At 64.0% G+C, this 23,433-nt stretch carries 25 protein-coding genes; 18 read left to right on the top strand and 7 right to left on the bottom strand.

Annotated features, from left to right (window positions below; translation table 11 throughout):
• Positions 1-33 precede the first annotated feature (33 nt).
• From metF to CLV45_RS18265, 8 genes are all read left to right on the top strand, one after another.
• Positions 34-990, top strand: coding sequence for a methylenetetrahydrofolate reductase [NAD(P)H] (gene metF, locus CLV45_RS18295; RefSeq protein ID WP_100337919.1), 957 nt, complete (start codon positions 34-36; stop codon positions 988-990).
• Positions 991-1,106: 116 nt separating this feature from the next.
• Entirely contained in the window at positions 1,107-1,583 is a 477-nt protein-coding gene (locus CLV45_RS18290) for a tetratricopeptide repeat protein (protein WP_100337918.1), read from the top strand.
• Between the two features lie 251 nt (positions 1,584-1,834).
• On the top strand, positions 1,835-2,416 hold the full coding sequence (locus tag CLV45_RS18285) for an energy transducer TonB (protein WP_100337917.1): 582 nt from the start codon (positions 1,835-1,837) through the stop codon (positions 2,414-2,416).
• Positions 2,417-2,469: 53 nt separating this feature from the next.
• Positions 2,470-3,006 carry a hypothetical protein gene (locus CLV45_RS18280; RefSeq protein ID WP_157807635.1) on the top strand — a complete coding sequence of 179 codons (537 nt, stop codon included), beginning with the start codon at positions 2,470-2,472 and terminating at the stop codon, positions 3,004-3,006.
• Between the two features lie 59 nt (positions 3,007-3,065).
• Positions 3,066-4,586 carry an N-acetylmuramoyl-L-alanine amidase gene (locus tag CLV45_RS18275; RefSeq protein WP_100337915.1) on the top strand — a complete coding sequence of 507 codons (1,521 nt, stop codon included), beginning with the start codon at positions 3,066-3,068 and terminating at the stop codon, positions 4,584-4,586.
• A 153-nt stretch (positions 4,587-4,739) separates the two neighbouring features.
• A complete protein-coding gene (locus tag CLV45_RS18270) occupies positions 4,740-6,140 on the top strand; it encodes an L-lactate MFS transporter (protein WP_170061893.1) in 1,401 nt (466 codons plus the stop codon).
• A 33-nt stretch (positions 6,141-6,173) separates the two neighbouring features.
• Complete coding sequence (locus CLV45_RS25155; protein ID WP_170061892.1) at positions 6,174-6,320, top strand: MFS transporter small subunit; 147 nt, start codon at positions 6,174-6,176, stop codon at positions 6,318-6,320.
• Positions 6,321-6,427: 107 nt separating this feature from the next.
• Positions 6,428-6,871, top strand: a complete 444-nt coding sequence (locus tag CLV45_RS18265; protein WP_100337914.1) for a putative signal transducing protein — start codon at positions 6,428-6,430, stop codon at positions 6,869-6,871.
• 532 nt (positions 6,872-7,403) lie between these two features.
• On the opposite strand, the gene CLV45_RS18260 is transcribed toward CLV45_RS18265, so the two are convergent.
• On the bottom strand, positions 7,404-8,615 hold the full coding sequence (locus CLV45_RS18260; RefSeq protein ID WP_100337913.1) for a molybdopterin molybdotransferase MoeA: 1,212 nt from the start codon (positions 8,613-8,615) through the stop codon (positions 7,404-7,406).
• Positions 8,616-8,783: 168 nt separating this feature from the next.
• Between CLV45_RS18260 and moaC the strand changes: the two genes are divergently transcribed.
• Together moaC and CLV45_RS18250 are read left to right on the top strand one after the other, a co-directional pair.
• Positions 8,784-9,275 carry a cyclic pyranopterin monophosphate synthase MoaC gene (moaC, locus tag CLV45_RS18255; protein WP_100337912.1) on the top strand — a complete coding sequence of 164 codons (492 nt, stop codon included), beginning with the start codon at positions 8,784-8,786 and terminating at the stop codon, positions 9,273-9,275.
• The gene (locus CLV45_RS18250; protein ID WP_100337911.1) at positions 9,265-10,455 is read left to right on the top strand and encodes an NTP transferase domain-containing protein; all 1,191 of its coding nucleotides are present in this window, start codon (positions 9,265-9,267) and stop codon (positions 10,453-10,455) included. Before moaC ends, CLV45_RS18250 begins: the two co-directional genes overlap by 11 nt.
• Here the strand turns inward: CLV45_RS18250 and CLV45_RS18245 are convergent.
• The 3 genes from CLV45_RS18245 to moaD all read right to left on the bottom strand — a co-directional run bounded on the left by CLV45_RS18245 (position 10,452) and on the right by moaD (position 11,720).
• Positions 10,452-10,943, bottom strand: a complete 492-nt coding sequence (locus CLV45_RS18245) for a DUF1905 domain-containing protein (RefSeq protein ID WP_100337910.1) — start codon at positions 10,941-10,943, stop codon at positions 10,452-10,454. The two genes, CLV45_RS18250 and CLV45_RS18245, sit on opposite strands and share 4 nt — an antisense overlap.
• Positions 10,944-10,946: 3 nt before the next feature.
• Positions 10,947-11,363 (bottom strand): molybdenum cofactor biosynthesis protein MoaE, encoded by a 417-nt coding sequence (locus tag CLV45_RS18240; protein ID WP_100337909.1) that lies wholly within the window; start codon positions 11,361-11,363, stop codon positions 10,947-10,949.
• A gap of 114 nt (positions 11,364-11,477) precedes the next feature.
• Entirely contained in the window at positions 11,478-11,720 is a 243-nt protein-coding gene (gene moaD / locus CLV45_RS18235) for a molybdopterin converting factor subunit 1 (RefSeq protein ID WP_100337908.1), read from the bottom strand.
• Positions 11,721-11,849: 129 nt separating this feature from the next.
• On the opposite strand from moaD, the gene moaA reads away from it, so the two are divergent.
• From moaA to CLV45_RS18200, 7 genes are all read left to right on the top strand, one after another.
• A complete protein-coding gene (gene moaA / locus CLV45_RS18230) occupies positions 11,850-12,857 on the top strand; it encodes a GTP 3',8-cyclase MoaA (RefSeq protein WP_100337907.1) in 1,008 nt (335 codons plus the stop codon).
• A gap of 286 nt (positions 12,858-13,143) precedes the next feature.
• Positions 13,144-13,944 carry an alpha/beta hydrolase gene (locus CLV45_RS18225; protein ID WP_100337906.1) on the top strand — a complete coding sequence of 267 codons (801 nt, stop codon included), beginning with the start codon at positions 13,144-13,146 and terminating at the stop codon, positions 13,942-13,944.
• Between the two features lie 131 nt (positions 13,945-14,075).
• On the top strand, positions 14,076-14,639 hold the full coding sequence (locus tag CLV45_RS18220) for an RNA polymerase sigma factor (RefSeq protein ID WP_245882913.1): 564 nt from the start codon (positions 14,076-14,078) through the stop codon (positions 14,637-14,639).
• A gap of 12 nt (positions 14,640-14,651) precedes the next feature.
• Positions 14,652-14,942: a hypothetical protein gene (locus tag CLV45_RS18215; RefSeq protein WP_100337904.1), complete on the top strand. Its 291-nt coding sequence runs from the start codon at positions 14,652-14,654 to the stop codon at positions 14,940-14,942.
• A 90-nt stretch (positions 14,943-15,032) separates the two neighbouring features.
• Positions 15,033-15,731 (top strand): ClpP family protease, encoded by a 699-nt coding sequence (locus CLV45_RS18210; RefSeq protein ID WP_100337903.1) that lies wholly within the window; start codon positions 15,033-15,035, stop codon positions 15,729-15,731.
• A gap of 319 nt (positions 15,732-16,050) precedes the next feature.
• Positions 16,051-16,872, top strand: a complete 822-nt coding sequence (locus CLV45_RS18205; RefSeq protein WP_100337902.1) for a sugar phosphate isomerase/epimerase family protein — start codon at positions 16,051-16,053, stop codon at positions 16,870-16,872.
• 13 nt (positions 16,873-16,885) lie between these two features.
• Complete coding sequence (locus CLV45_RS18200) at positions 16,886-16,999, top strand: ATP-dependent Clp protease proteolytic subunit (RefSeq protein ID WP_245882912.1); 114 nt, start codon at positions 16,886-16,888, stop codon at positions 16,997-16,999.
• Between the two features lie 73 nt (positions 17,000-17,072).
• Here the strand turns inward: CLV45_RS18200 and CLV45_RS18195 are convergent, their stop codons facing one another.
• Positions 17,073-18,251, bottom strand: a complete 1,179-nt coding sequence (locus CLV45_RS18195; RefSeq protein WP_100337901.1) for a putative sulfate/molybdate transporter — start codon at positions 18,249-18,251, stop codon at positions 17,073-17,075.
• Between the two features lie 228 nt (positions 18,252-18,479).
• The gene (moeB, locus tag CLV45_RS18190) at positions 18,480-19,598 is read right to left on the bottom strand and encodes a HesA/MoeB/ThiF family protein (RefSeq protein ID WP_100337900.1); all 1,119 of its coding nucleotides are present in this window, start codon (positions 19,596-19,598) and stop codon (positions 18,480-18,482) included.
• Positions 19,599-19,809: 211 nt separating this feature from the next.
• Between moeB and fdhD the strand changes: the two genes are divergently transcribed.
• On the top strand, positions 19,810-20,685 hold the full coding sequence (fdhD, locus tag CLV45_RS18185) for a formate dehydrogenase accessory sulfurtransferase FdhD (protein ID WP_100337899.1): 876 nt from the start codon (positions 19,810-19,812) through the stop codon (positions 20,683-20,685).
• Positions 20,686-20,994: 309 nt separating this feature from the next.
• On the opposite strand, the gene CLV45_RS18180 is transcribed toward fdhD, so the two are convergent.
• Positions 20,995-23,430 carry a hypothetical protein gene (locus CLV45_RS18180; protein WP_157807634.1) on the bottom strand — a complete coding sequence of 812 codons (2,436 nt, stop codon included), beginning with the start codon at positions 23,428-23,430 and terminating at the stop codon, positions 20,995-20,997.
• Positions 23,431-23,433: the final 3 nt, after the last annotated feature.

The following is a 23,433-nucleotide window of genomic DNA, read 5'->3' as shown; positions in this document are numbered from 1 at the left end:
CAATGACCCGCGGAGCTGGCCTTCGCGCTGTATATGAAAGTAACCGAACACCTGTCCCGCGCCGACGGCAAAACGCTGTTTTCCTTCGAAGTGCTGCCGCCCCGCAAGGGCGAGAATATCCAGACGCTGTTTTCCAACATCGAGCCCCTGCTGGAGTTCAAGCCGCCGTTTATCGACGTGACCTACCACCGGGAGGAGTACGTGTACCGCCAGCACCCCAACGGCCTGCTGGAAAAGAAAACCGTGCGCCGCCGCCCCGGCACCGTCGGCATTTGCGCGGCCATCAAAAACCGCTTCGACGTGGACACCGTGCCCCACCTCATCTGCGGGGGCTTCTCGAAGGAGGAAACCGAAAACGCCCTGATTGATTTGCACTTCCTGGGCATCGACAACGTGCTGGCGTTGCGCGGCGACCCAATCAAGAGCGAAGGCCACTTCAAGGCCGAGCCCGACGGCCACGCCTACGCCTGCGACCTGATCGGCCAGGTTTCCAACCTCAACAAGGGCGAATACCTCGACGAAGAGCAGGACGACACCTGGGCCACCGACTTCTGCATCGGCACGGCCGGCTACCCCGAAAAGCACTTCGAGTCGCCGAACTACGGGGCCGACCTGCGCTACCTCAAGCACAAGGTGGACCGCGGCGCCGACTACATCGTGACCCAGATGTTTTTCGATAACGAGCAGTACTTCAACTTCGAGAAGCGCTGCCGCGACGCGGGCATCACCGTGCCCATCATTCCCGGCCTTAAGCCCCTGACCACCAAAGGCCAGCTCACGATGTTGCCCCGTTCCTTCTACCTCAACATTCCCGAGGAGCTAGCCGAGGCCGTGCACCACGCTCCCGACAACGAAGCCGCCCGCCAGATCGGCATCGAGTGGTGCATCAACCAAAGCAAGGAGCTCATGGCCCACGGCGTGCCCTGCCTGCACTACTACTCCATGGGCAAGTCCGAATCCATCCGCCGGGTGGCCTCCCAGCTGTTTTGAGAGGTGAAATGGTGAACTTGTGAAATGGTGAGTTTGACGTTCTACTAGCGCCACTTGCGCCAACTGTGCCGCTAGAACGTAGAACTCACCATTTCACAAGTTCACCATTTCACTTTATGTCAACCCTCGACGACCTGTTTGCCCAGCTGCGGGTGGCTACCACGCCCACCGAAATTGACGCCCTGCAAAACGGCATCTGGCAACTGTGGCTGATGAGCGGAGACCCGCGGCTGGACAAGGAAATGGAAGCGGGCCTGCGCGTGCTGGCCGCCGGCGACTATACGGCCGCCATTCGGGTATTTACCGGGGTTCTGGAGCAGCAGCCCGAGTTTGCCGAAGCCTGGAACAAGCGCGCCACGGCCTATTACCTGCGCGGCGAGTACCGCGCCTCCCTGCTCGATATTGCCCAGACCCTGCAGCGGGAGCCCCGGCACTTCGGGGCCCTGTCGGGCTGGGCCACTATTCTGCAGACCATGGGCGACTACCGGGCGGCCCTGCGGGTGCTGCACCGCCTCGAAGCCCTGTGCCCCTACCTGCCCGGCCTGCAAGCTCGGCTACACGACCTGCGCGACCAGCTCGACGAAAACTTATAGCGTGATTTTATTCTTGCGCAGCTCTATATTAATTTTTAACTTTACTGAGCTTCTGCCTTTTTCAAAAAAGATGGAACAGGTGTTTTTTTGGCTTCTTTGCCTTGAATAACAACCACTAAACAGCTTTTCGATTCATTTCACCTTACTGTAGCAGTCCGTTTTCAATAGAACTATTCAGGCAAGCAGTATAAACCGAATTCCCCCCTCGGTTGACTGCGGCTGGTTTTGTTGAAGCAGTTTCCCACCCGTCTATGAAAAAAACTGTACTCGTTGTACTGTTGGCTTGCGCGTTGCCAACGGTTAGCTGGTCCCAGCGCCTCCGCAAATCTGAGTTTGAGAGCGGAATGATTGAAAAAGGCAACAAAGTCGGCGTCTGGGAATACTACGCCTACACCCGCGACGGCCGGCAGGTAATCGTGCAGAAGTACGACCACACGACCAACAAGCTGGTTTTTTTCCGCCCCGTGGAAGACGTGCCCTACGATGTGGAGCTGCAGCCCGGCCAGTGGACCCGCAGCCGCGTCGACCAGCCCCCTCTCTTTATCGGCGGCGACCCGGCCCTGGCTACGTATACCACCAAGCTGGTGTACCCCACGGTGGCCCAGGACCGCAAAATCCAGGGTAAAGTCCTCATTTCCTTTGCCATCGACACGCTGGGCCGGGCTTCGGGCCACAAGGTGCTCATGAGCGTGGGCGGCGGCTGCGACGAGGAAGCTCTGCGGGTGTGCCGCACCATCCCAAACCAGTGGATTCCGGCCCGCAAAGACGGCCGGGCCGTGCCGGTGGTTTACGAGCTGCCCTTCACCTTCCGCCTCCAGACCGCGGCGCAGTAGCTTGGCCGGGACCGGCCGCAAATCCTGGGCGCGCCGGTTACGTACAGCACTGCATGATACGACTCCGCCTCCCTTCCCTGACTGCGGCCCTGTTGCTGGGCCTGACGGTGCTTTCCGCCTGCGACAGTACTCCGCGTGAGCGGCAGGAAATCGTGCGCGACGAAGCCCGCAAGCTGGACACGCTGGCCGACCGCGCCGCCGATAAGCTCCGCAATGCGGGCCGGCGCGCAGCCCGCTACGACTCCGCCGCCCGGATTCGCAACCGGCAGCCGCTCGACGCGGCGGCTACGGCCACGTTCACCCAGCAGCTGCTGGGCTCTTACGCCGACGTTGAGAAGCTGACGCCCGCCACCATCGAGCCGGCCTACGTGCAGCTGCTGCGCCAGACCCGGGCCCAGCGCCGCCAGTGGACCCAGCGCGACTGGGACTACGCCACCAGCATCTACAAGCGCCTCAATGAGCAGCTCAAGGCCATCCGGCTCGACGTGAAAGGCCGCGACGAGCTGCACATCCGGGCCCTGCAGGCCGAGTTTACGACCCTGGAAACCAGCCGGGACGTGAAAGACCTGGGCGCCGCAGTAAAGGAATAATCGGACGTTTTGTGCTTTCAAAAGCCCCGGCGCAACGGGGCTTTTTTGCGTTTTCTCCTATGGCTAGCTTTCTTTCCGGCCGGCTCGGCCTGCTGCTCTTACTGCTGCTGGCGGGCAGCTTTTCCGCCGGGGCCCAGGCCCTCATTGAGTCCGCGGAAACCGTGCCGGCCGTGAATCAGTGGCTCGGGCCCGGCGACCGGCTGCAGGTGCGGCTCAAGGGCCGGCCCGGGCAGCGCGTGACTTTTCTCAACGGTCAGCCCATGACCGAGCTGGCCCCGGCCCTGACTAAAGGCCAACGCGGCATTTATCAGGGCACGTACGTGGTGCAGCCCGGCGACACGCTCCAGAACCGGCCCATCCTGTTTCAGGTGCTGCGCAACGACACGGTGGCCCTGGCTGCGGCCTTCAGCAAAAGCCGGGTGCGGTTTCTCAGCCCCCACCAGCCCCAGCTGGCCCTGACCAAAGGCCCGTTGGCTTACCTCAACTACGGCCTGGGCGAAGACCGGCTCGGCGGGGCCAAGTTCGGCTACCTCGACTCGGCCGTGATGCTCCACCTCACGGGCATGGTGGGCGGCCAGTACCGGGTGCGCCTGGCCGAAAACCAGCTGGCCTGGGTGCCCCAGGACGTGGTGCGCCTGCTGCCGCCCGGGGGCTTCGTGCCCGCCTCCCTCACCGGCTCCTGCAGCGTCACCGGCGACTCGCTCTACGACTACGTGCAAGTGCCCCTCGACGCCCGGCTGCCCTACCGCTCCCAGCTCCTGACCAACCCCACGCGGCTGGTGGTCGACGTTTTCGGGGCCACTTCCAATACCAACTGGATAACCCAGCGCGGCACCACCAAAGAGTTGGGCGACGTGTACTATGAGCAGCCCCAGCCCGACGTGTTTCGCCTCATACTCCCGCTCCAGCACGCCCAGGCCTGGGGCTACGGCATCGAGTACCGGGGCACCACGCTGCGTATCCGGGTGAAACGGCCGCCGGCCAAGCTGCGCCTGCAGGGCCTCACCATCGGCCTCGACGCGGGCCACGGCGGCGACAATGTGGGAGCTACTTCGCCCAGTGGCAGCCAGGAGAAAGTACTGACGTTGGCCATTGCCCAGAAGCTGCGCCAGGAGCTGGAAAAAGCCGGGGCCCGGGTATTGATGACCCGGGAAGCGGATGTGTCGGTGGAAAATGGCTCCCGGGTGCTGCGCATGCGTCAGCTCAACCCCGATTTGCTGCTCAGTATCCACGTCAACTCCTCGGGCAGCGCCGCCGTGCAGGGCACCAGCACCTACTACCGCTACGTGGCCTACCGCCCCCTGGCGCTGGCCATCTACAATGAAATCCTCAAAACCGGCCTCAAGGGCTTTGGCAACGTGGGCAGCTTCAACTTCAATTTGAACGGGCCCACCGAATACCCCAACGCCCTGATTGAAACGGCCTTCGTCTCGAACCCCGCCGACGAAAAGCGCCTGCTCGACCCGGCCTTTCAGCAGCAGCTGGTCGAGCGAATCCGGGCCGGAGTCGAGCAGTTTCTGAAGGACACCCAGGCCAAGGGGCCCCGGGGCTGGCTGCTGCACGAGCCTGCCCAGAATTAAACAATACCGGAATACTGCTGCTTCCGTACTAGTTCCGCCCGGCAAGCGGCTATTGGGCTTCTTGCCGGGCCGGCCATTCTGCAGCCGACTGCCCAGTGGGCCTCGGCCGGCACTGCGCTCTTTTTCCCCTCCTTACCCCCAACCTCAACCCCCATGGCCGATTCTCTTCTGGACCGCAGCCGCACCATTGCCCCGCCGGGTTACAACCGCTGGCTGGTGCCACCCGCCGCACTGGCTATTCACCTGGCCATCGGGCAGGCCTACGCCTTTAGCGTGTTCAACAAACCCCTGGGCGCCCTACTCAGCGGCAACGTGGATAAGCCCGCCGCCGCAGACTGGACGCCAAGCCAAATTGGCTGGACGTTTTCCCTGGCTATTGTGCTGTTGGGCTTGTCGGCGGCTATTTTCGGCAAATGGCTGGAGCGGGTGGGCCCGCGCAAGGCCATGCTGGCCGCCTCGCTCTGCTTCGGGGGCGGCTTTCTGATTGGCTCCCTGGGCGTATCGATGCACAATATCTGGCTGCTCTACCTCGGCTACGGCGTGGTGGGCGGCATCGGGCTGGGCATCGGCTACATTTCGCCCGTCAGCACGCTTATTAAGTGGTTTCCGGACCGCAAGGGCGTGGCTACCGGCATGGCCATCATGGGCTTCGGCGGCGGGGCCATGATTGGCTCCCCGCTGGCTAACAACCTGATGGCCCACTTCAAAGACTCGGCCCCGCTGGGCGTGGCGCCCACGTTTATCGTGATGGGCCTGATTTATCTGGCCTTCATGCAGTTCGGCGTCTGGACCATCCGGGTGCCGGCCGACGACTGGAAACCCGCCGGCTACGTGCCCAATGCCGAGCACAGCGCCCTGATTACCACCGGCAACGTCTCGGCCGACAACGCCATTAAAACCCCGCAGTTCTGGCTGCTCTGGGTGGTGCTGCTCACCAACGTGACGGCCGGTATCGGGGTGCTCGAAACGGCTTCACCTCTCATTCAAGAAACCTTTTCGGATGCGGCTATGGGTACGGGCCGGGGCGTCACGGCGGCGGCGGCGGCGGGGTTTGTGGGTTTGCTGAGCTTGTTTAACCTGCTGGGCCGCTTCTTCTGGTCGTCGGCTTCCGATAAGCTGGGCCGCAAAGTCACCTACGCCATTTACTTCGGCCTGGGCATTGCCCTCTACGCCCTGATTCCCAGCCTGGGCCACAACCTGCAGCTGACTTTGTTCGTGGTAGTGGCCTGCGTGATAATCAGCATGTACGGCGGCGGCTTTGCCACCATTCCGGCTTACCTGTCCGATTTATTTGGTAAGTACCAGGTGGGCGCCATTCACGGCCGCCTGCTCACGGCCTGGAGCACGGCCGGGGTGCTGGGCCCACTGATTGTGCACAACCTGCACGAGGGCGCCCAAGCCAAGGGCCTAACCGGCGCGGCGGCCTACCAAAACGTGTTCTACACCATGGCCGGCCTGCTGGTACTGGGTTTGCTGGCCAACCTGGCCGTGACGGCCGTCAAGGACCAGTACTACGAAAAGGGCGCCGTAACGCCCGAGGCCGGCGGCCACTAGGTTTTCTTTTCTCACCCGCTATTTTCTCTTCCGATGGACTCGAAACCAACCTCTTCCCCGGCCGCTGCCGAGCAACCCGCCCTGGGCGGCTCGGTGGTGCTGGCCTGGCTGTACGTGGGCATTCCGCTGGCCTGGGGCGTGTCGCAAACCTTTATCAAGGCCCTGGCTCTGTTTAAATAGCCACCTGGCCCCCGGCCGGCCGCAACCCGGCGAAGAAAAAGAGCATTTGGCACGCCGCCGAATGCTCTTTTGTTTGTTACTTACTCTCTGACTTGTAGCCTTTTCCCATGACCTCCCAGCCCGCCGAGGACCGCATTGTGGTGCTTGAGTCCTTTGCCGACCCCATTACGGCCCACCTGGCCAAAAGCCGCCTCGAAGCCGAGCAGATTCCCTGCTTTCTGACCAACGAAAACCTGGTGGGCCTCAACCGCCTCTACGGTCCGGCCTCGGGCGGGGTGCGCCTGCACGTGCGCGAGCAGGACGTGCCGGCCGCCGTCGAAATCCTGCGCTACGAAACCGTGCCCATGGCCGTGTCGCACCCCGACGACGAGCCCCAGCCCGACATCGTACGCTGCCCCCAGTGCGACTCTACCGACGTCGCCTTCGGGCCCGCCACCCGCAATACCTACAGCTTCCCCATGCTCATGCTCTCGGTGCTGCTGGGCTACCCCCTGCGCGGCAAGCGCTACCACTGCTTCCACTGCCGCCACGAGTTCAAGCGCCCCGGTTAAGGCGCTAATTCTTAAGGTGCTGAGGTGAGGGAATGCGCTTTGAATGTGCTGAATATGGAGACTGTGTGCTTGCGAAGCGTAGCCGTGGCACCCGAAGGAGAGCGTAGCTAATCCGTCCTCTGCGCAACTAGTTCTGCCCTTCCTCCACCAAGCACCGTCCGTCTGCCGGGCCTGATGGCTAGACTCACGCCCGGGCCCGTCCGTAGCCCCGGCAATTGCCTTCCAAACCGCGCCGTGAGGCTCCGCAACCCTGCCCCAGCCGGCCGCAACCCTAGCGCGAGCCTCCGATATTCCGGCAGGTGCTTTCGAAGCCCCGGCGCGCCCGTCCGAAACCTCAGCGCGAGCGTATGAAACGTCAGCGCGTGCATTTATTGGCCTTTGGGAAGCCCCAGGGCACATTCCGGATTGCGCCGCTTGAGCTGCTGCCAACCGAAAACCGCCCCCAACCAGCCGCGCAAACCCACTCAAAGGCCCCAGCCCCGAGGCGCACCACTGCTTCTACCTCCCCAAACTCATTCACTCATTCACCGCCTCACCGAAACCGCACCAGCGGGTAGGCGTCGCCGGCTTTGAACTCGGTGGGCTCGGGGGGGAGGCGCAGGAAACCGTCGCAGTGGAGCAGGGAAGCCAGGTCGCCGGAGCCGCCGATTTTCTGGGGGTGGGCCAGCAGGTGGCCGAAGGGCGCGGTTTCGAGGCGCACCGGCAGGAAGTAGGTCATGCGGGGCGCGAAGGTGAAGTCGGTGGCCAGCAGGGCGGCGGGGCGGGGCAGCTTGCGGTGGGGCTGCTGGCAGCGGCGCAGCCAGGGCCGCACGTACTGGTAGAAGTTGACGAAGGTGGACACCGGGTTGCCGGGCAGGGCAAACACCACCGCGCCCCCGGCTTTTTCGCCAAACCAAAAGGGCTTGCCCGGCCGCTGCTGCACCTCGTGAAAATGCTGGGTCACGCCCAGCTCCTGCAGCATGGCCGGCAGAAAGTCGGCCTGCCCCTTCGACACGCCCCCACTCAGCACCAGGGCGTCGAAGGCGTCGAGCAGGGGTGGCAAGCCCTGGCGCAGGGCCGCCTGGTCGTCGTTGAAGTGGAAGGCCTCACTCTCGGCCCCGGCCTCGTGCAGGGCGGCCTGCACCATGTAGGCATTGGAGCGCCGAATCTGGTGGGGCAGGGGCGTCTGGGTGAGCTCCACCAGCTCGTCGCCGGTGCTGACCACGGCCACCCGCAGCTTCCGGGCCACCTGCAACTCGGCGGCCCCGATGGTGGCGGCCACCGCAATTTCGGCCGGACTCAGCTTCACCCCGGCCGGCAGTAGCAGGTCCCCGGCTTCGCGGTCCACGGCTTGGTGGTGCACGTTGTGGCCGGCCGCGGGCGGCGGCACCTGCAGGGCTGCCACGCGCTGCCCGTTCACCACGTGAAACTGCAAATCCTCGTAGCGCACCACGGTGTCGGTGCCGGGCGGCAGGGCGGCCCCGGTCATGATTTCAACGGCGGTTTGCGCACTACTCAGCGGCTGGGGCAGCATGCCGGCCAGCTGGGTGGCGCTGATGGGAAACGTCGTTTGGCCCGCCGCCACATCCTCGAAAGCCAGGGCAATGCCGTCCATGGCCACCCGGTGGAAGGGCGGAAAGTCGCGGTCGGCGTGCAGGGGCTCCTGCAATATGCGGCCCACGGCCTCGGTGAGCGGGATGGTTTCGGTGGGCCGGGGCCGGGCCGTGGCCAGCACCCGGCGCGTAGCGTCTTCGACAGAAATCATCTTACGGAGGAAATACGTTAGCAGCGCGAGGAAGGAGAACAACGCAAAGTACGCCCGAATGGATGTACGGCGCGGCCGGTTACCCGGCCGGCCCGACTCAGATCGGGCCGTTTGTTGCAACTTTCGGCCCCGCTGCGGCTTTGTAAGCAGTTACCTTTCCTTTGTGTCATGCCCGATTCTTCCCGCTCCCTGACCCACCTCAACGCCGCCGGCCAGCCCGCCATGGTCGACGTGGGCGCCAAAACCCCGACCCGCCGCGTGGCCCGGGCCCGCAGCCGCGTGTGGCTAGGCCGCGAAATCCTGCGCCTGGTGCAGGCCGGCGACCTGCCCACCCGCAAGGGCCCGGTGTTTCAGACGGCTATTCTGGCCGGCATCATGGCCGCCAAGAAAACGGCCGACCTGATTCCGCTCTGCCACCCCCTGGGCCTCGACGACTGCCAGGTGCAGATTGAAGTAGTGAGCGAGGAAACCATCCATATCATTTGCACGGCCACCGTGACGGGCAAAACCGGGGTGGAAATGGAGGCCCTGACCGGCGCCTCGGTGGCGGCCCTCACCGTGTACGACATGTGCAAGGCCCTGTCGCACGACATCGTCATTCAGGAAACCCGCCTGCTGGATAAAACCGGCGGCAAAAGCGACTTTCACCATGCCGACTAACCCGACCTCCGCAACGCCCGGCGCCGCCAAGCCCCGCACCAAGCACGCGGCCCTCGTGCGGCCCACGGTGGGCGAGTTTGGCCGCCAGGAGCTGGCTATTCTGGGGGCGCCCTGCGGCAAAATCAAGGAGCTGGTAACCCGGCTGCTGCCTTACGTATCGGCCACGCTGAGCGTGGGCTACGTGGATGCTGACCACGCCGCCGGCGACGAGGCCGACAGTGGCGGAGCGGGCGGAGCCAGCCCGATTATGCAGGCCGGGGCCCGCGCCGAGCTGACCGACAAGATTCATTTCCGCCGCGTAGACCAGCGCCGGGAGCTGGACGGCTTCGCCCAAAAGGAGCTGCTCTTCCACCAAAGCCTGGTGCTGGTGAACGGTAACCACTTCCGGGCCAAGCAGCAGATCATCATCCTGGACCCGGCCAAGCCCCTGGACAAAAAGCTCGACCGGCTCACCGACGTGCAGCTGATTCTGCGGCCCGAAGGCGTAACCGAGTTGCCCGCGGTGCTCCAGCAGCATTTCGCCGGCCAGGACATTCCCACACTGGCCTTAGCTGACACCGAAGCCATTGCCGACTTCATCCAAGGCTGGTGGCAGCGCAGCTTGCCGCCGCTGCGGGGCCTGGTGCTGGCCGGAGGCCAAAGTCAGCGGATGCAAACCGACAAGGGCCGCCTCAACTACCACGGCCTGGAACAGCGCGAGTACGCCGCCCGCCTGCTGGCCCAGGTGTGTACCGACGTGCACGTGTCCTGCCGCCCCGACCAGGTGGCCGAATTGCCCGCCGGCCTGCGGCCCCTCCCCGACCGGTTTCTGGACCTGGGTCCGATGGGCGGCATCCTCTCGGCCTTTCAGCTCGACCCCAACGCGGCCTGGCTGGTGGTAGCCTGTGACCTGCCCTTTTTGTCGGAAACGACCTTGCAGCACTTGGTGGTAAACCGCAACGGCGCTAAAGTGGCCACGGCCTTCCAAAGCCCCGAAAACGAGTTTCCCGAGCCGCTGATTACCATCTGGGAACCCCGCGGCTACGGCACGCTGCTGCGGTTTCTGGGCCTGGGCTACTCCTGCCCCCGCAAGGCCCTGATCAACTCCGACATCGAGCTGCTGGCTGCCCCCGACCCGCGGGAGCTGCGCAACGTGAATACGCCCGAAGAAGCCGCCGCCGCCCGGCAGGAGTTGCTTTAGGGAGTGTCGCGGCCGATGAACCGCTCCTGCCCCAGCAGGAAGCGGATGGCTCTTTGCACGTTGCGCTCCACGCTTTCCTCACTTTTCAGAAAGGAGATATAACGCACGATTTCCAGGCGCCGGGAGGCGGGCAAACCGTTAAACACCGCGGCGGCAGCCGCATTTTCGGCCAAGGCCTGGCTTAGCCGCGGGTGCACGGCCAGCTCCCGGGAGGCCGGGTCGTGGCGCAGGGTGAAGAGGGCCGTGTCGCCGACTTCCTTGCCGGCGGCCTGCCGCATGGGGCCGTTCAGGTACAAGCGCCACTGGCCGGCGTATTTTACCAGGGTTTGGGGAAACACGTGCCCGTCGATGGTCAGCTGCACCGGAATCGGGCCCTTGCTTTTGCCGGCTGCGGCAAACAGCGCCTGCAGCAGCGGGTCGGGCACCAGCACGTACGGATTAACGCCAATCAGCTCGATACGGGCCGAAAACGGGGCCGATGCTTCCATACGCTAGGGGTGGGCCGCTACCCAAACGGAGCCGTCTTCGTACTCTTCCTTTTTCCAGATGGGCACCACCTGCTTGATGGTGTCGATGATGTACTGGCAGGCGGCAAACGAGTCGGCGCGGTGGGGCGTGGACACGGCCACCACCACGGCCACGTCCCCGATGTCGAGGCGGCCCTTGCGGTGCGTTACGGCCACCTGGCGCAGCATGGGCCACTTTTCCTGGGCCTGGGCGGCCACGTGCTCCATCTGCCGGATGGCCATGGCGTCGTAGGCCTCATAGTCGAGGCGCACCACCCGGCGGCCGGTGCTTTGGTTGCGCACCGTGCCAATGAAGGTATTCACGGCCCCGGCGCCCTCGTCCTGCACGGACGCCAGCACGGCGGCCACGTCAATGGGCTGGTCGGTAAGATGTATTTTCATGTATCAATCAACAGTTAACGGTTAACGCTCGACCTTCACTATTTCCCAGCCCCGTAGCGCCCAGTGGGCACCAGAGCAGCTGTTAAATGATAAATGGCACTTGTTAGATGACCCTTACCCCCCGCTCACGGGCGGAATCAGGGCTATTTCGTCGCGCTCCTGGAGCTGGTAGTTGTCGGTGGCATACTCGCTATTCACGGCCACGGCCAGGCTGCTCAGCTCCCGCAGGGCCGGATACTGGGCTTGCAGCTGCTGCATCAGGCCGGTTACCGACTGCCCGGCGGGCGTGTCGAGGTCGAGGGAGGAAATGCCTACTATTTCTTTGGCAATGCCAAAAAGCGCAATTTTCAGTTTCATTTGTTTGTCTGTACTCCGGAGGCAGTATACGCGGCCGGCGTGGGAACAGAAAAGCCCGTTCCCGGTTTTTTGTTCTGCATCCCTTTCCGCGCGTCTGCGTTGAGTGGTTAGTTGTATTTCCGCTGGTTTATGTCCGTTGCTCCTCCTGTTTTGTTTGATAACCACGGCCGGCCGCTGGAATACCTGCGCCTGGCCGTCACGGACCGCTGCAATTTGCGCTGCTTTTACTGCATGCCCGAGGAAGGTATCCAGTATTTGCCCAAGCAGGAGCTGCTGACCTACGAGGAAATGGAGCGGGTCGTGGCCTTGCTGGCTGGCCTGGGCGTGCGCAAAGTGCGCCTCACCGGCGGGGAGCCCTTCGTGCGCCGCGACTTAGTGCCCTTCATCGGGCGCCTGAGCGAAATCCAGGGCATCGACGATATCAGCCTGACCACCAACGGGGTGCTCACCGCGCCCCACATTCCGGAGCTGGCCCGCCTGGGCATCCGCACCGTCAACCTGAGTCTGGACACGCTCGACCGGGCCCGCTTCGCCCGCATCACCCGCCGCGACGAGCTGCCGCGCGTCCTCGACACGTTTTACGCCTTGCTCGCGGCCGGTATCAAGGTCAAAATCAACGCCGTGGTCATGGACGGGCAGAACATTGAGGACCTCGTGCCCCTGGCCGAGCTGACCCGCGAGTTGCCCGTGGACGTGCGCTTTATCGAGGAAATGCCCTTCAACGGTGGCAGCCACGGCGCCATCCAGATTCCGTGGAGCCATGTGCGCATCCGGGAGCACCTGGAGCAGCACCTCGGCTTGCTTACCCCCCTTGCCACCAAGCCCGGCGACACGGCCTCGCACTACACCGCCGCCGGCCACCAGGGCCGCCTGGGCATTATTGCGGCCTACTCGCGCACCTTCTGCGGCACCTGCAACCGCCTGCGCCTCACGGCCGAAGGCGGCCTCAAAACCTGCCTCTACGATCAGGGCGTGCTCGACGTGCGGGCCCTGCTGCGGGCCGGCGCCCCCGATGCCGACGTAACCGCCGCCCTGGCCCAGGCCTTCCGCCACCGCGCCGCCAACGGCTTCGAAGCCGAGCGCCAACGCCCCGTTCACCAGCTCAGCTTCGAGTCGATGAGCACGATTGGAGGATAAGAGGTGAAATGGTGAGTTGGTGAAATGGTGAGTTGTCGTTCAACGATGCCTGTCACCTCCTACCTGTCATCCTGAGACGAAGTCGAAGGGCCTTCCTCGCCTACCCCACTACCGCTTAGTGCCAACGTGCAACAGCCCTTTACCGCGCTGGTGGCAAAGGGCTTTTGGCGTTGAATCGAGCTTGTCACCGAGGGGAGGAAGGTCCTTCGCGCCGCTCAGGATGACAGCGTAAATAATAGCCTGGCCGTAGGACAAATTCCTTGGAACCTCGTAACCTTAGGCTGCTATGAAGGTCTTGTTCGGAATCGTGGGGTTTGTGGCGCTGCTGTACGTGGCGGTGCTGGTGGTGCTGTATTTCAAGCAGGAACGGCTGCTGTTCTTTCCCACCAAGCTGCCGGCCGACTACCGCTTTTCGTTTGCCCAGCCCGCCGAGGAACGCTGGATAACCGCCGCCGACGGCACCCGCCTGCACGGCCTGCTGTTTCCGGCTGACTCCGCCCGGGGCCTGATTTTCTACCTCCACGGCAACGCCGGCGCCCTCGACAGCTGGGGCGAGGCGGCCTCCCTTTACACCCGACTCGGTTACAGCGTGTTCATGCTCGACTACCGGGGCTACGGCAAAAGCGGGGGCACTATCAGCAGCCAGGAGCAGTTTCTGGGCGACGTGCAAACGGCTTACCAGCAGCTGCTACCCGAGTTTGCCGAAGAGCGCACCATCATTCTGGGTTACTCCCTGGGCACGGGCGCGGCGGCCTGGCTGGCGGCCCAGCACCACCCGCGCCTGCTGATTCTGCAGGCGCCCTACTTCAGCATGCGGGCCACGGCGCGCCAGCATTATCCCTACGTGCCGGGCTTTATTGTGCGCTACCCCCTGGGTACCGACGCCGTGCTGCCTCAGGTGAAATGCCCCATCGTCATCTTCCACGGGGAGCACGACGAGGTCATCGACTACCAGACCACCATGCAGCTCAAAGCCCTGCTCAAGCCCCAGGACCAGTTTATTACCCTGCCCGGCGCGGGCCACAACGGCATGACCAGCAACCCCGACTACCAAGCCGGCATCCGCCGGATTCTGGGTAGCTTGTAGAACAGAGCCAACTGGCAGCGGGCGGCTTGAGAATTTTTTTTCGGGTCCTTGGGGTGATAGTTGCCCCAAACGCGGATTAACTACCAGAACGGGCTTCTCACTTTCCCCGGTTAAGCTTTTACGCTATGCAAATGGACACTTCGGCAACTCTACGGCAGGCGCTGCTCACGCATCGGGAACAAACCCTGACGCGGCTTTACCAGCGGACTTTCCCCCTGGTGCGCCGCTACGTGCAGCAGCACGGGGGCTCGGCCTCGGATGCCAAGGACGTATTTCAGGACGCCATGGTCGTTTTCTACGAGAAGGCCACGGCCGAAAGCTTCGCGCTGACTTCCTCGGTGAGCACCTACCTGGTGGGCATCAGCCGCAACCTGTGGCGGCGGGAGCTGACCCGGCGCCAGCAGCTGCCCGCTACCAGTTTGGGTGCGGAGCACGAGCAGGCAGTGGCCGAGGATGTTGGGCCGGGCGCCGATGAGCGGGAGTCCTTGCCGGTGTTCGACTACGTGGCGCAGCTCGGGGAACGGTGCAAAAACATGCTGCTGGCCTTTTACTACTTCCAGCAGCCCCTGGAGCAGATTGCCAGCTCGCTCCACTACGGCAGCATCCGGTCGGCCACGGTGCAGAAGTTTAAGTGCCTGGAGCGCCTGCGCAAGTCGGTGCGGGCCGTGGTAGCCGAAGCCTTAGCCCACCACTAAGCCATTACCGCCATGCGCCCCGCCCTCGACCAACTCCGGCTCATCGAGCACCACTTGCTGGGCTGCCCCACGCCCGCCGAAGCCGCCCAGTGGCAGGTGCGCCTGCTCACCGACCCCGAGCTGGCCACCGATGCTATGGCCCAGCGCCAGCTCTACCAGACCCTGCACGAGGCCGGGCGGCGGCAGCTGCGCCAGGAGCTGGAGCTGATTCACAGCCGCTTCGAGCGGCAAACCCGGCGCCGCGGCTGGCTCCACAGCGCCACCGAGAACCTGCGCCGCCTGCTCGGCAAGCCCCGCCGCTAGCCCTTCCCTTTCCCGCTTTCATTCCCCGCCCGGCCTGGCAAAATCAGACCGCCGGGCTTCCCATGTCCATTCCTTACCCTTTCATTACCCATGCTACACTCCCAGGAATTCCGCAAGTTTGCCGTGCGCGGCCAGGGCCTCACCGGCGCCAGTATCGACCGGTACCAGCACCAGCTCGAAGGCCGTTTCTACCCCCAGGTTACGGGCATGACCCGCTCCGTCATTGAGGAGCGGCCCACGCGCTTCGCCGAAATCGACGTGTTTTCCCGCCTCATTATGGACCGGATTATCTTTCTGGGTCAGGCCGTGGACGACAACATTGCCAACATTATCAACGCCCAGCTCTTGTTTCTGGAGTCCGTGGATGCCAAGAAGGACATCCTGCTCTACATCAACTCACCGGGCGGCTCGGTGTACGCCGGGTTGGGCATTTTCGACACGATGCAGTACGTGAATCCCGACGTGGCTACCATCTGCACCGGCCTGGCGGCCTCCATGGGGGCGTTCCTGCTCACCGGCGGGGCCATCGGCAAACGCTCGGCCCTGCCCCACGCCCGGGTCATGATTCACCAGCCCTCGGGCGGAGTGCAGGGCCCCTCGGCCGACATCGAAATTACGGCCCGGGAAGTGGTCAAGCTGCGCCAGGAGCTCTACCAGATTTACGCCGAGCGCAGCGGCAAAACCTACCAGCAAATCCACGACGACTCGGACCGCGACTACTGGATGCGCGCCGACGAAGCCCGGGAATACGGCCTAATCGACGAAGTGCTGGAGCGCGGTAAAGCATAGCTAGGGCCGGGCCGCTGCCGCTCAGTACGGAGCCTTCGTACCCAATCAGAGCGGCCGGCAAGAAAACTCGTGGGCTGCGTACCCCTACTTCAGCCTACGGGCAGCATGAACCTAGCTACCTGCCTGATCAACGGCGCTTTACCGTCCCGAACCAACGTTTACGATGCGTGCCAAAGGAATTTTTGCCTTGCGTACTGCTTCTGTCAGCGCAAATGTTGATTTGCCAATATTATTGCACTTACATAATCCTATATTTAGAACGCACCAATCTTATTACTTAACCCCCAAATCAATGGCACGTTATCGGCTTACCCTCAACATGGAATATATTAAGCATGCGGCCCAGGGATTTCAATGGGGCGTAGAAAAAGCCGCCGCCTTAGGCTATCAATACGTGGAGCCCATGATTCACACCGGCTGGGACTTGCTGAGCGAGGTCGACTTTTTCCACTCTTTCTCGACGCAGGAGGACCCTTTGCTCATGCGGGATATTTGCCGGAAAGCCGGCGTGCAAGTAAGCAGCATTAGCGGGCACAGCCCCCTGATGAAACCGGAAGCCGCCGTCCCCCGCCTCACCCAGGCCATCGTATTCGCGGCGGCCTGCGGGGCCAAATTCGTGAACACCGATGACATGAATAAGCCCGACTGGATGGACGACGAGCTGGCCCATACCCTGATGAAATACACCTTGACCAAGGCCAACTTCGTGGCCCAGCGGCACCACGTCTTTATTTGCTTGGAGCCCCACGGCACGTACAGCTGTACTTCTGCGGGCCTGTTGCGCTTGGTTGAGTTGGTACCCTCCCCCTGGATTCGCGTCAACTGGGATACGGGCAACTTCTACTTGGCGGGCCTGGAAGACCCGTACGAGGGGCTGGAGCGGGTACGGGAGCATGTGGTACACGTACACGCCAAAGACATCAGCCTGCAACAAAGCCAGGCGGAGCGGGGGCTGGTAACGGGCACTCCGGTGGGCTGTGCCTGCGGGGAGGGCGAGGTAGATTGGGAACGGGTGATTAACATCCTGGACCCGCTCGACCGGGAGATATTCCTGAGTGTCGAGTGTGGGCAAGTGGATGAGGCCGAAAGAAGCCTGGCGTATCTGAAAAAGCTGCTGGGCAATAAACTCCTCACTTCGTAGCGCCACTTTACCTGTGCGTGCTGCATATAAAGAGCACATCCACGACGCCCCGGACCGTGACTACTCGATGCGCGCCGACGAAGCCCGCGAGTATGGGCTGATTGGCGAGATGCGCGGCAAGGAGTAAGGGATTCGGAAGTTGCCCCGGCTCTCCAAACATTTGTTGGAGAGCCGGGGCAACTTTTCCGGCTTACTACCATTTACTTGCCCAGCCCCACCCACCCACGCTTCATGGCGTAGTACGCGGCCGTGCCCACTACCAGGCCCACGAGGTAGCCGTAGGGCAGGCCGCTGCAAAGCACACCCACCAGCAAAGCCACCGTTAGGTCAGACTTGGAGGAGGTCAGGTCACGGAGGAGGGTGGCCAGGGTAAGGGCCTCAAAGAGCAGCAATACGCCCAGAATAGGCAGGGGGAAAATTTGGACGACGTCGGCGAAGCCCTGGCTGAAAAACAGGCCCAGCACCAGAAACAGCCCGCCGTAGAGAATAACCGAGCCGCCGGTGCGGGCCCCGAAAGCGTAGTGCCCCACCATGCCGCCCGAGCCGTGGCAGACCGGAAAGCCCCCGAAAAACGGCGCTACCAGGTTCATAAGCCCATACGTGAAGCTGATCTGGCGCACCGAGACGTCCTTCTCGGGGTAATGGTCGTGAATGACCTGGCGGGTGGCCAGGATGGAGTTGCCGAGCGACAAAGGAATCTGGGGCAGGGCCAGCAGCACGGCCCCGGTCAGGATGTCGGCGCGCTGGGGCACGTGCCAGCCGGGCAGGTGCAGGCCCAGGGCCTGTTGGGCGGTAGCCAGGTCGAGCTTGAAGACCAGCGCGTAGATGATGCCCAGCAGAATGACCAGCAACGAGGCCGGCCAGCGGCGGTTGCCGAGCAGCAGCACCGTCACGACAAACGCCGCGGCGGCCAGGGCGTAGCCGGGGACACCGTCGGCGGGCACGTATTCTTTCAAAGCCAGGGTGGAGAGCTGCAAGGCCAGCCCGAACTGAATGCCGCGCACCACGGGCTTGGGAATGAGCCGGGCCAAAGCATCAATCAGGCCCGTAACTGATAAGACCAGCATGCTGAGGCCGATGGCCAGGCCGCCGCCGAAGATGATGCGGCCGGGAATTTTCTGGGCAATAACCAGGGTGGCAAAGGCCTTGAGGGGCTGCACCGGCATGGGCATGCCGTACCAGTAGCCCGAAAACATCTGCAAGAGCCCAAACACGATGAGCAGCCCGGCGCTGTCCACGCCCGAGGCGGCAATGACACCGATGAGCAGGGGCAAATCGGTGCCCAGGTCGCCGAAGGCCCCGGCCAGCTCGTTCCGGTCGAACCGGATGCGGCGGGTGGGCGCGGCCTGGGGTGTAGATGGAGGATGCAGGGTAGGCAAGGGTAAATTTTGGCCTTAAGGAAAGTATCAATTGAACGTCATGCTGAGCGCAGCGGAGCGGAGTCGAAGCATCTCTACCGCCGTGGTAATTAATCAGCATTGCAACAAAGCGGTAGAGATGCTTCGACTGCGCGTTGCTCCGCTCAGCATGACGGATGCCATTACAACGTCAGCACGCGGGATGTCTCGTCTCTGCTTGATGCGCAGAATACTCGACATGACGTTCTTTTAGAATGACGGGCTGCTGTTTTCTTTCTCAGCCGCCGCCTCCTGCCAGCCCTCAAACCCGCCGCTGAGGTTCAGCAGATTATCGAAGCCGAACTCCTGCTGCAGCTGCTGAATGGCCAGGGCGCTGCGCCGGCCGCTGCGGCAGTACACCACGATGGGAAAGTGCCGGGGCAGCTCTTCCACGCGCTGGGCCAGGCTGCCGAGCGGAATCAGGGCGGCGCTGGGCAGGTGGCCGGCCTGGTACTCGACGATTTCGCGCACGTCGAGCAGAAACGGGGGCACTTCCGAATCGAGCTGCTGCTGGAGCTCGGCGGGCGTAATGGTCGTGACTGGTGCCTGGCAGAGCTCGGCGTAGTCGGCCGCGTCGGCGGTGTCGAGGTTGATGGCGGCCCGCTCGGGCTGGCGGGCAAAGCGCAGGGTGCGGGTTTGGAACGACAAGGCATCGAAGAGCCAGAGCCGGCCGGTCAGGATTTCGCCCAGGCTGAGAATGACCTTGAGGGTTTCGGTGGCCTGGGCGCAGCCCACCAGCCCGGGCAGCACGCCCAGCACCCCGATAACCGAACAGTTGGGCGCCTCGGCGGCCGAGGGCGGCTGCGGAAACAGACAGCGGTAGGTGGGCCCGCCCTGGTAGTTGAACACCGACACCTGCCCCTCAAACTTGTAGATGGCCCCCGACACCAGGGGCTTGCCCAGGCTCACGCAGGCGTCGTTGAGCAGGTAGCGGGTCGGGAAATTGTCGGAGCCATCCACCACCACGTCGTACTGGGCTACCAGCTCCCGCACCGAGGCCACGTCGACGCGGCGGGGCAGCACCTCGCAGTTTACCAGCGGGTTGATGCGCTGCACGGCCCGGGCCGCGGCTTCGGCCTTGGGCTGGCCCAGGTCGGCGGGGCCGAAGAGCACCTGGCGCTGGAGGTTGCTCATTTCCACCTGGTCGCCGTCGGCAATGCCCAGGGTGCCCACGCCGGCGGCGGCCAGGTACTGCAGAATGGGGCAGCCCAGGCCGCCGGCGCCCACCACCAGCACCCGGGCGGCCTTGAGCTTTTCCTGCCCCGCCTCCCCGATTTCGGGCAGCTGCAAGTGGCGTTGGTAGCGGTGACGTTCGTCGGGAGTAAGCACGGGAAGAAAATGCTAGATGTTGAAGGCGGAAGGTTGAATTGGGCGCAATGACGTACTACGCAGGAACCCTGGTCAGCGGAGCGCCCGGGTTTCACCGGTTTTCAAACTTACGTTCCCGGCGGAAAGTTATCCTGCTACCCGCCAAGAAATCCAGTCTGGCCCTTGGTGCGGCCCTGGTTCACCATTCCACGCTCATCATTCAACACTTCCGATGCCTACGCCGCCCGTTTTCCTGCCCCCGACCAGCTACGATTACCTCACGGTGCACAAAGTATCCGGGGCGGAGCTGCGGGAGGCGTCCGACGTGGTAGCGGCCGAGGAGCCCCTGGAAATTCGCCTGGGCTACGGGCCCGCCGGGCAGCGGGAGCACCGCACCCTGGCCATTACCATGCGCACCCCCGGCCACGATATGGAGCTGGCCGCCGGCTTTCTGCTCACCGAAGGCATTTTGCAGAGCCGGGAGCAGCTGGCCGGTATCCGCTACTGCCCCGACGTGACCAAGGAAGAAGAGCGGGAAAACGTGGTGCGGGCCGAGCTGGCTGAAAGCGTGGAAGTGGCGCTGCCGCGGCTGGAGCGGCACTTTTACACCTCTTCCAGCTGCGGGGTGTGCGGCAAAACCAGCATCGACGCGGTGCACGCCGCGGCCTGCCCGGTGCTGCCCACCGACGGGCCCTACGTAGCCCCCGAGGTAATTCACGAGCTGCCGGCCCGGCAGCGGGCGGCCCAGGCCCTGTTTGAGCAAACCGGCGGCCTGCACGCGGCGGCCCTGTTTTCGCCGGCCGGCGAGCTGCTTTTGCTGCGCGAAGATGTGGGCCGGCACAACGCCCTCGATAAGGTTATCGGGGCGGCGCTGCTGCAAGGCTGGCTGCCCCTGCACGACTCCATTCTGCTGGTCAGCGGGCGGGCTTCGTTTGAGCTGGTGCAGAAGGCGGCCGTGGCCGGCATTCCGGTGCTGGCCGCCGTGGGCGCGCCCAGCTCCCTGGCCGTGCAGGCCGCCCGCGACTTCGGCATGACGCTCTGCGGCTTCGTGCGCCAGGGCCGCTACAACGTGTACTGCGGCCCGTGGCGCCTGCAGCCGCCGGCCTAGGCCGGCCGATAGCTTCGGAAGCCCAACCAATAGGTTCCGAACCCCAACCGACCACTTCGGAAGCTCTCCATTAACGTTCGGAAGCCCGTCAGATACCTTCGGAAGGTACCCGGCTGGCTTCCGAACCCCGACCGACCACTTCGGAAGCTCTCCGGACAGCTTCGGAACCTATCCTTTGCTCCTGGGAAGCTCAGCCGACCACTTCCGAAGTCCTCCCGACAGCTTCGGAACCTATCGGTTGGGGTTCCGAAGCTCAGCCGACCACTTCCGAAGCTATGTGGCCTGCTTACAAAGCCCACGGCGGGCTTTCTACAGGGCCGGTTTTACCTCGAAAGTAGCCGTAGTACTGCCGGACAGGCCATTTTGGCTGAGTCCCTGCACCACTACCCGGTAGCGGCCCACCTGGTCGGAGGTATAGAAGCTTAGCTCTGGCAGCGCGCCGGGCGTGGTTACCACTTCGGGGTTCCAGTAGAGCAGGTTGCGGAAATCGGGCAGGCGGCTTTGCTGCTGGGCAGGCGTGTCGTAGCGCGGGGCGTAGAAGTCGCGCTGCCCCTGCAGGCCCTCGTATTCCTGCAGCAGGGCGTGGGCATCGAGCGGAAAGCCGGCCAGGTCGCCCTTGTAGGTGGTGTAGCTCACGATGCCCGGGTGCACGAACGGCCCCACGAAGTAGCGCTTCGTGACGACCTCCAGCTTCTGCACTTTCAGCGGGTCGAAGGCCATGATTTTGTTGGTATCGAACACGGGCATGCCGTCGAGCAGCACCAGCGGGTTTTCCTGGTACTCGCGGGCATTATCGTCGGGCACCAGGAAGTGGAAACCGTCTTTGCGGATGCGGACCAGCACGCCGGGCACGTATTCGCGCATGACTTCCTCCATGACCTTAAAGCGGGTGTAGGCATCGAGCAGATACCGCTCGTCGGGCCGGCCATAAAACGCCAGGCTGTCGGTGGGCGGGGCCAGGTAGCGCGCGGGGCGGCTGCCAAAAAACTGCTGCTGCACCTGGGCCTGCACGTGGCGCCGCCGCAGGCTGCCGGCCAACGCCTCGGTCAGGACCAGGCCGGCCGGCCGGGCCGCCGGGGCGTACTGCTCAGAAAACGGGTTGAGCAGGTCTACCCGGTAGAGGCTGTCGGCGGTGGTGGCGTTGGGCTGGAGCACGAGCTGCCGGGGGCCGTACCAGTCGGCGGTTTCGAACTGCACGCTGCCGTCGGCCTTGCTCACCGAGTTGTAGAGCTGAATGGCCCGGCTGGGGGCGGCTAGGTAAATACCCACGCCGGCCGTGGGCGCCCCCGTCAGGCGGTGCACCACCCGGCCCCGCACCAGGTGGCCGTTGAGCTCGGGCAGATACGCCGGGGCGGGCGGCCCGCTGAGCACCTCGGCCCAGCGGAAGCGGCTCCAGCCCTGGGTCAGCATCAGGTTGTCGGTGGCCGCCGCGGCCTGGGCATCAGCCTCGGGGGCGGTGCAGTAGTACGCCGGGTTTTCGATGGGGCCCTTCACCTCGGAGCTCAGCCACAGGTAGCTGCTGATATCGGGCCCGCCCAGCGCAGTGAGAGAGTCGAGCTGGTAGACGGCCACCGACAGATTGGCGGGGGCAGCGGAGGCCCCGGCCGCGAGCTGCAGGGTTACTTTCTGGCGGGCGGCGTACTGGCTGTTGTCGGGCCGCACCGTGAGGCCCAGGCCAGCCGACGGCGGGCGGAAGTAGAGCCGCTCACAGACCGGCTCCCGCCGGCTGTTGAACAAGGTGAAGTGGGTAATGCCGGCCGTCAGCTTGCTTTTTTCGACCCCGAACACGGCCTGGCCCTGCACCAGTGCGGAGGCGGCGGCCACGGCCACCTGCTGGCGGGTGTGGGCCAGCAGGTACAGGTTTTCCCCGGCCAAAGCCGCCCCCTGGGTGCGCACGGTTACGCGCAGCTGCCCGGCATCCGCGTCTTCCAGGCGCAGCACGTAGCCCTGCTCCCGCACGGCGGGCAGTGGGCAGGTAATGGTTTGCTGATTGGCCAGCCGAATGACGGCCTTGTAGCCCGAGCCCGCCGCCGCGGGCGTAAATGCGAAGCTGCCCAGGCCAAATTTCAGGGTTTTGAACGTGGCCACCGGCTGGCCTGCGGCATCCAGCACGCTGCCTTCGGCGGCCACACCCCGGCCCCGGGCATCAGTTATCTTGAAGCCGACTTTGCTGGCGAGGCCCTGCACGAGGTAGCCGCCTTCGGGAAAAAACTGCGGGTCGTAGCCAGCGGCGGGCTTATCGGCGGGTGGCCCCACCGGCACGCGGGTATTGACGATGGTAACCGGGCAGTGAAAGTAGAGCTCCGGGCCGAAGTTGCGCATCCAGCTGGTGTAGGCCCGCACCGTGTAGGTACCCGAAGGCAGGCTGGCGGGCAGCACCAAGGAGCCCTGTCCGGTGGCGTGGCGCAGCCCAAGCTTAGCCTGCAGCACGGGCCGCTGCTCGGCGTTTAGCACCTCTACGTAGGCTACGGTGCTGGCCGCCAGCGGCTGCTGGCGCTGCCCATCCACGGTGTAGAGCTTAAACCACATGGTTTCGCCGCTCACGTAGCTGGGCCGGTCGAGGTGGGCAAACAGCTTTTCGGCGGGCCGCTGCTGGGAGTAGTGCCGCAGCCGGCGGCTGAGCTGGGCCAGGGAGTCGGCCTGCCCAAAGGCCGGGGCTGCCCCCAGCAGGCCCAGGGCCACGGGCAGCAGCCGGCCGAGCAGACGGGGCCCAAAACGGAGCAAAAAGGGAGAAGAAAGCAGCATACA

Origin of the sequence: Hymenobacter chitinivorans DSM 11115, assembly GCF_002797555.1 — a bacterium.
Taxonomy (GTDB): domain Bacteria; phylum Bacteroidota; class Bacteroidia; order Cytophagales; family Hymenobacteraceae; genus Hymenobacter; species Hymenobacter chitinivorans.
This window is presented reverse-complemented; position numbering and strand designations above follow the sequence as displayed.

What these genes read in the sequence shown, in the direction of transcription:
- metF (WP_100337919.1), top strand. Translation starts at nt 34, where the DNA reads ATGAAAGTAACCGAACACCTGTCCCGCGCCGACGGCAAAACGCTGTTT.
- CLV45_RS18290 (WP_100337918.1), top strand. Translation starts at nt 1,107, where the DNA reads ATGTCAACCCTCGACGACCTGTTTGCCCAGCTGCGGGTGGCTACCACG.
- CLV45_RS18285 (WP_100337917.1), top strand. Translation starts at nt 1,835, where the DNA reads ATGAAAAAAACTGTACTCGTTGTACTGTTGGCTTGCGCGTTGCCAACG.
- CLV45_RS18280 (WP_157807635.1), top strand. Translation starts at nt 2,470, where the DNA reads ATGATACGACTCCGCCTCCCTTCCCTGACTGCGGCCCTGTTGCTGGGC.
- CLV45_RS18275 (WP_100337915.1), top strand. Translation starts at nt 3,066, where the DNA reads ATGGCTAGCTTTCTTTCCGGCCGGCTCGGCCTGCTGCTCTTACTGCTG.
- CLV45_RS18270 (WP_170061893.1), top strand. Translation starts at nt 4,740, where the DNA reads ATGGCCGATTCTCTTCTGGACCGCAGCCGCACCATTGCCCCGCCGGGT.
- CLV45_RS25155 (WP_170061892.1), top strand. Translation starts at nt 6,174, where the DNA reads ATGGACTCGAAACCAACCTCTTCCCCGGCCGCTGCCGAGCAACCCGCC.
- CLV45_RS18265 (WP_100337914.1), top strand. Translation starts at nt 6,428, where the DNA reads ATGACCTCCCAGCCCGCCGAGGACCGCATTGTGGTGCTTGAGTCCTTT.
- CLV45_RS18260 (WP_100337913.1), bottom strand. Translation starts at nt 8,615, where the DNA reads ATGATTTCTGTCGAAGACGCTACGCGCCGGGTGCTGGCCACGGCCCGG.
- moaC (WP_100337912.1), top strand. Translation starts at nt 8,784, where the DNA reads ATGCCCGATTCTTCCCGCTCCCTGACCCACCTCAACGCCGCCGGCCAG.
- CLV45_RS18250 (WP_100337911.1), top strand. Translation starts at nt 9,265, where the DNA reads ATGCCGACTAACCCGACCTCCGCAACGCCCGGCGCCGCCAAGCCCCGC.
- CLV45_RS18245 (WP_100337910.1), bottom strand. Translation starts at nt 10,943, where the DNA reads ATGGAAGCATCGGCCCCGTTTTCGGCCCGTATCGAGCTGATTGGCGTT.
- CLV45_RS18240 (WP_100337909.1), bottom strand. Translation starts at nt 11,363, where the DNA reads ATGAAAATACATCTTACCGACCAGCCCATTGACGTGGCCGCCGTGCTG.
- moaD (WP_100337908.1), bottom strand. Translation starts at nt 11,720, where the DNA reads ATGAAACTGAAAATTGCGCTTTTTGGCATTGCCAAAGAAATAGTAGGC.
- moaA (WP_100337907.1), top strand. Translation starts at nt 11,850, where the DNA reads ATGTCCGTTGCTCCTCCTGTTTTGTTTGATAACCACGGCCGGCCGCTG.
- CLV45_RS18225 (WP_100337906.1), top strand. Translation starts at nt 13,144, where the DNA reads ATGAAGGTCTTGTTCGGAATCGTGGGGTTTGTGGCGCTGCTGTACGTG.
- CLV45_RS18220 (WP_245882913.1), top strand. Translation starts at nt 14,076, where the DNA reads ATGGACACTTCGGCAACTCTACGGCAGGCGCTGCTCACGCATCGGGAA.
- CLV45_RS18215 (WP_100337904.1), top strand. Translation starts at nt 14,652, where the DNA reads ATGCGCCCCGCCCTCGACCAACTCCGGCTCATCGAGCACCACTTGCTG.
- CLV45_RS18210 (WP_100337903.1), top strand. Translation starts at nt 15,033, where the DNA reads ATGCTACACTCCCAGGAATTCCGCAAGTTTGCCGTGCGCGGCCAGGGC.
- CLV45_RS18205 (WP_100337902.1), top strand. Translation starts at nt 16,051, where the DNA reads ATGGAATATATTAAGCATGCGGCCCAGGGATTTCAATGGGGCGTAGAA.
- fdhD (WP_100337899.1), top strand. Translation starts at nt 19,810, where the DNA reads ATGCCTACGCCGCCCGTTTTCCTGCCCCCGACCAGCTACGATTACCTC.
- CLV45_RS18180 (WP_157807634.1), bottom strand. Translation starts at nt 23,430, where the DNA reads ATGCTGCTTTCTTCTCCCTTTTTGCTCCGTTTTGGGCCCCGTCTGCTC.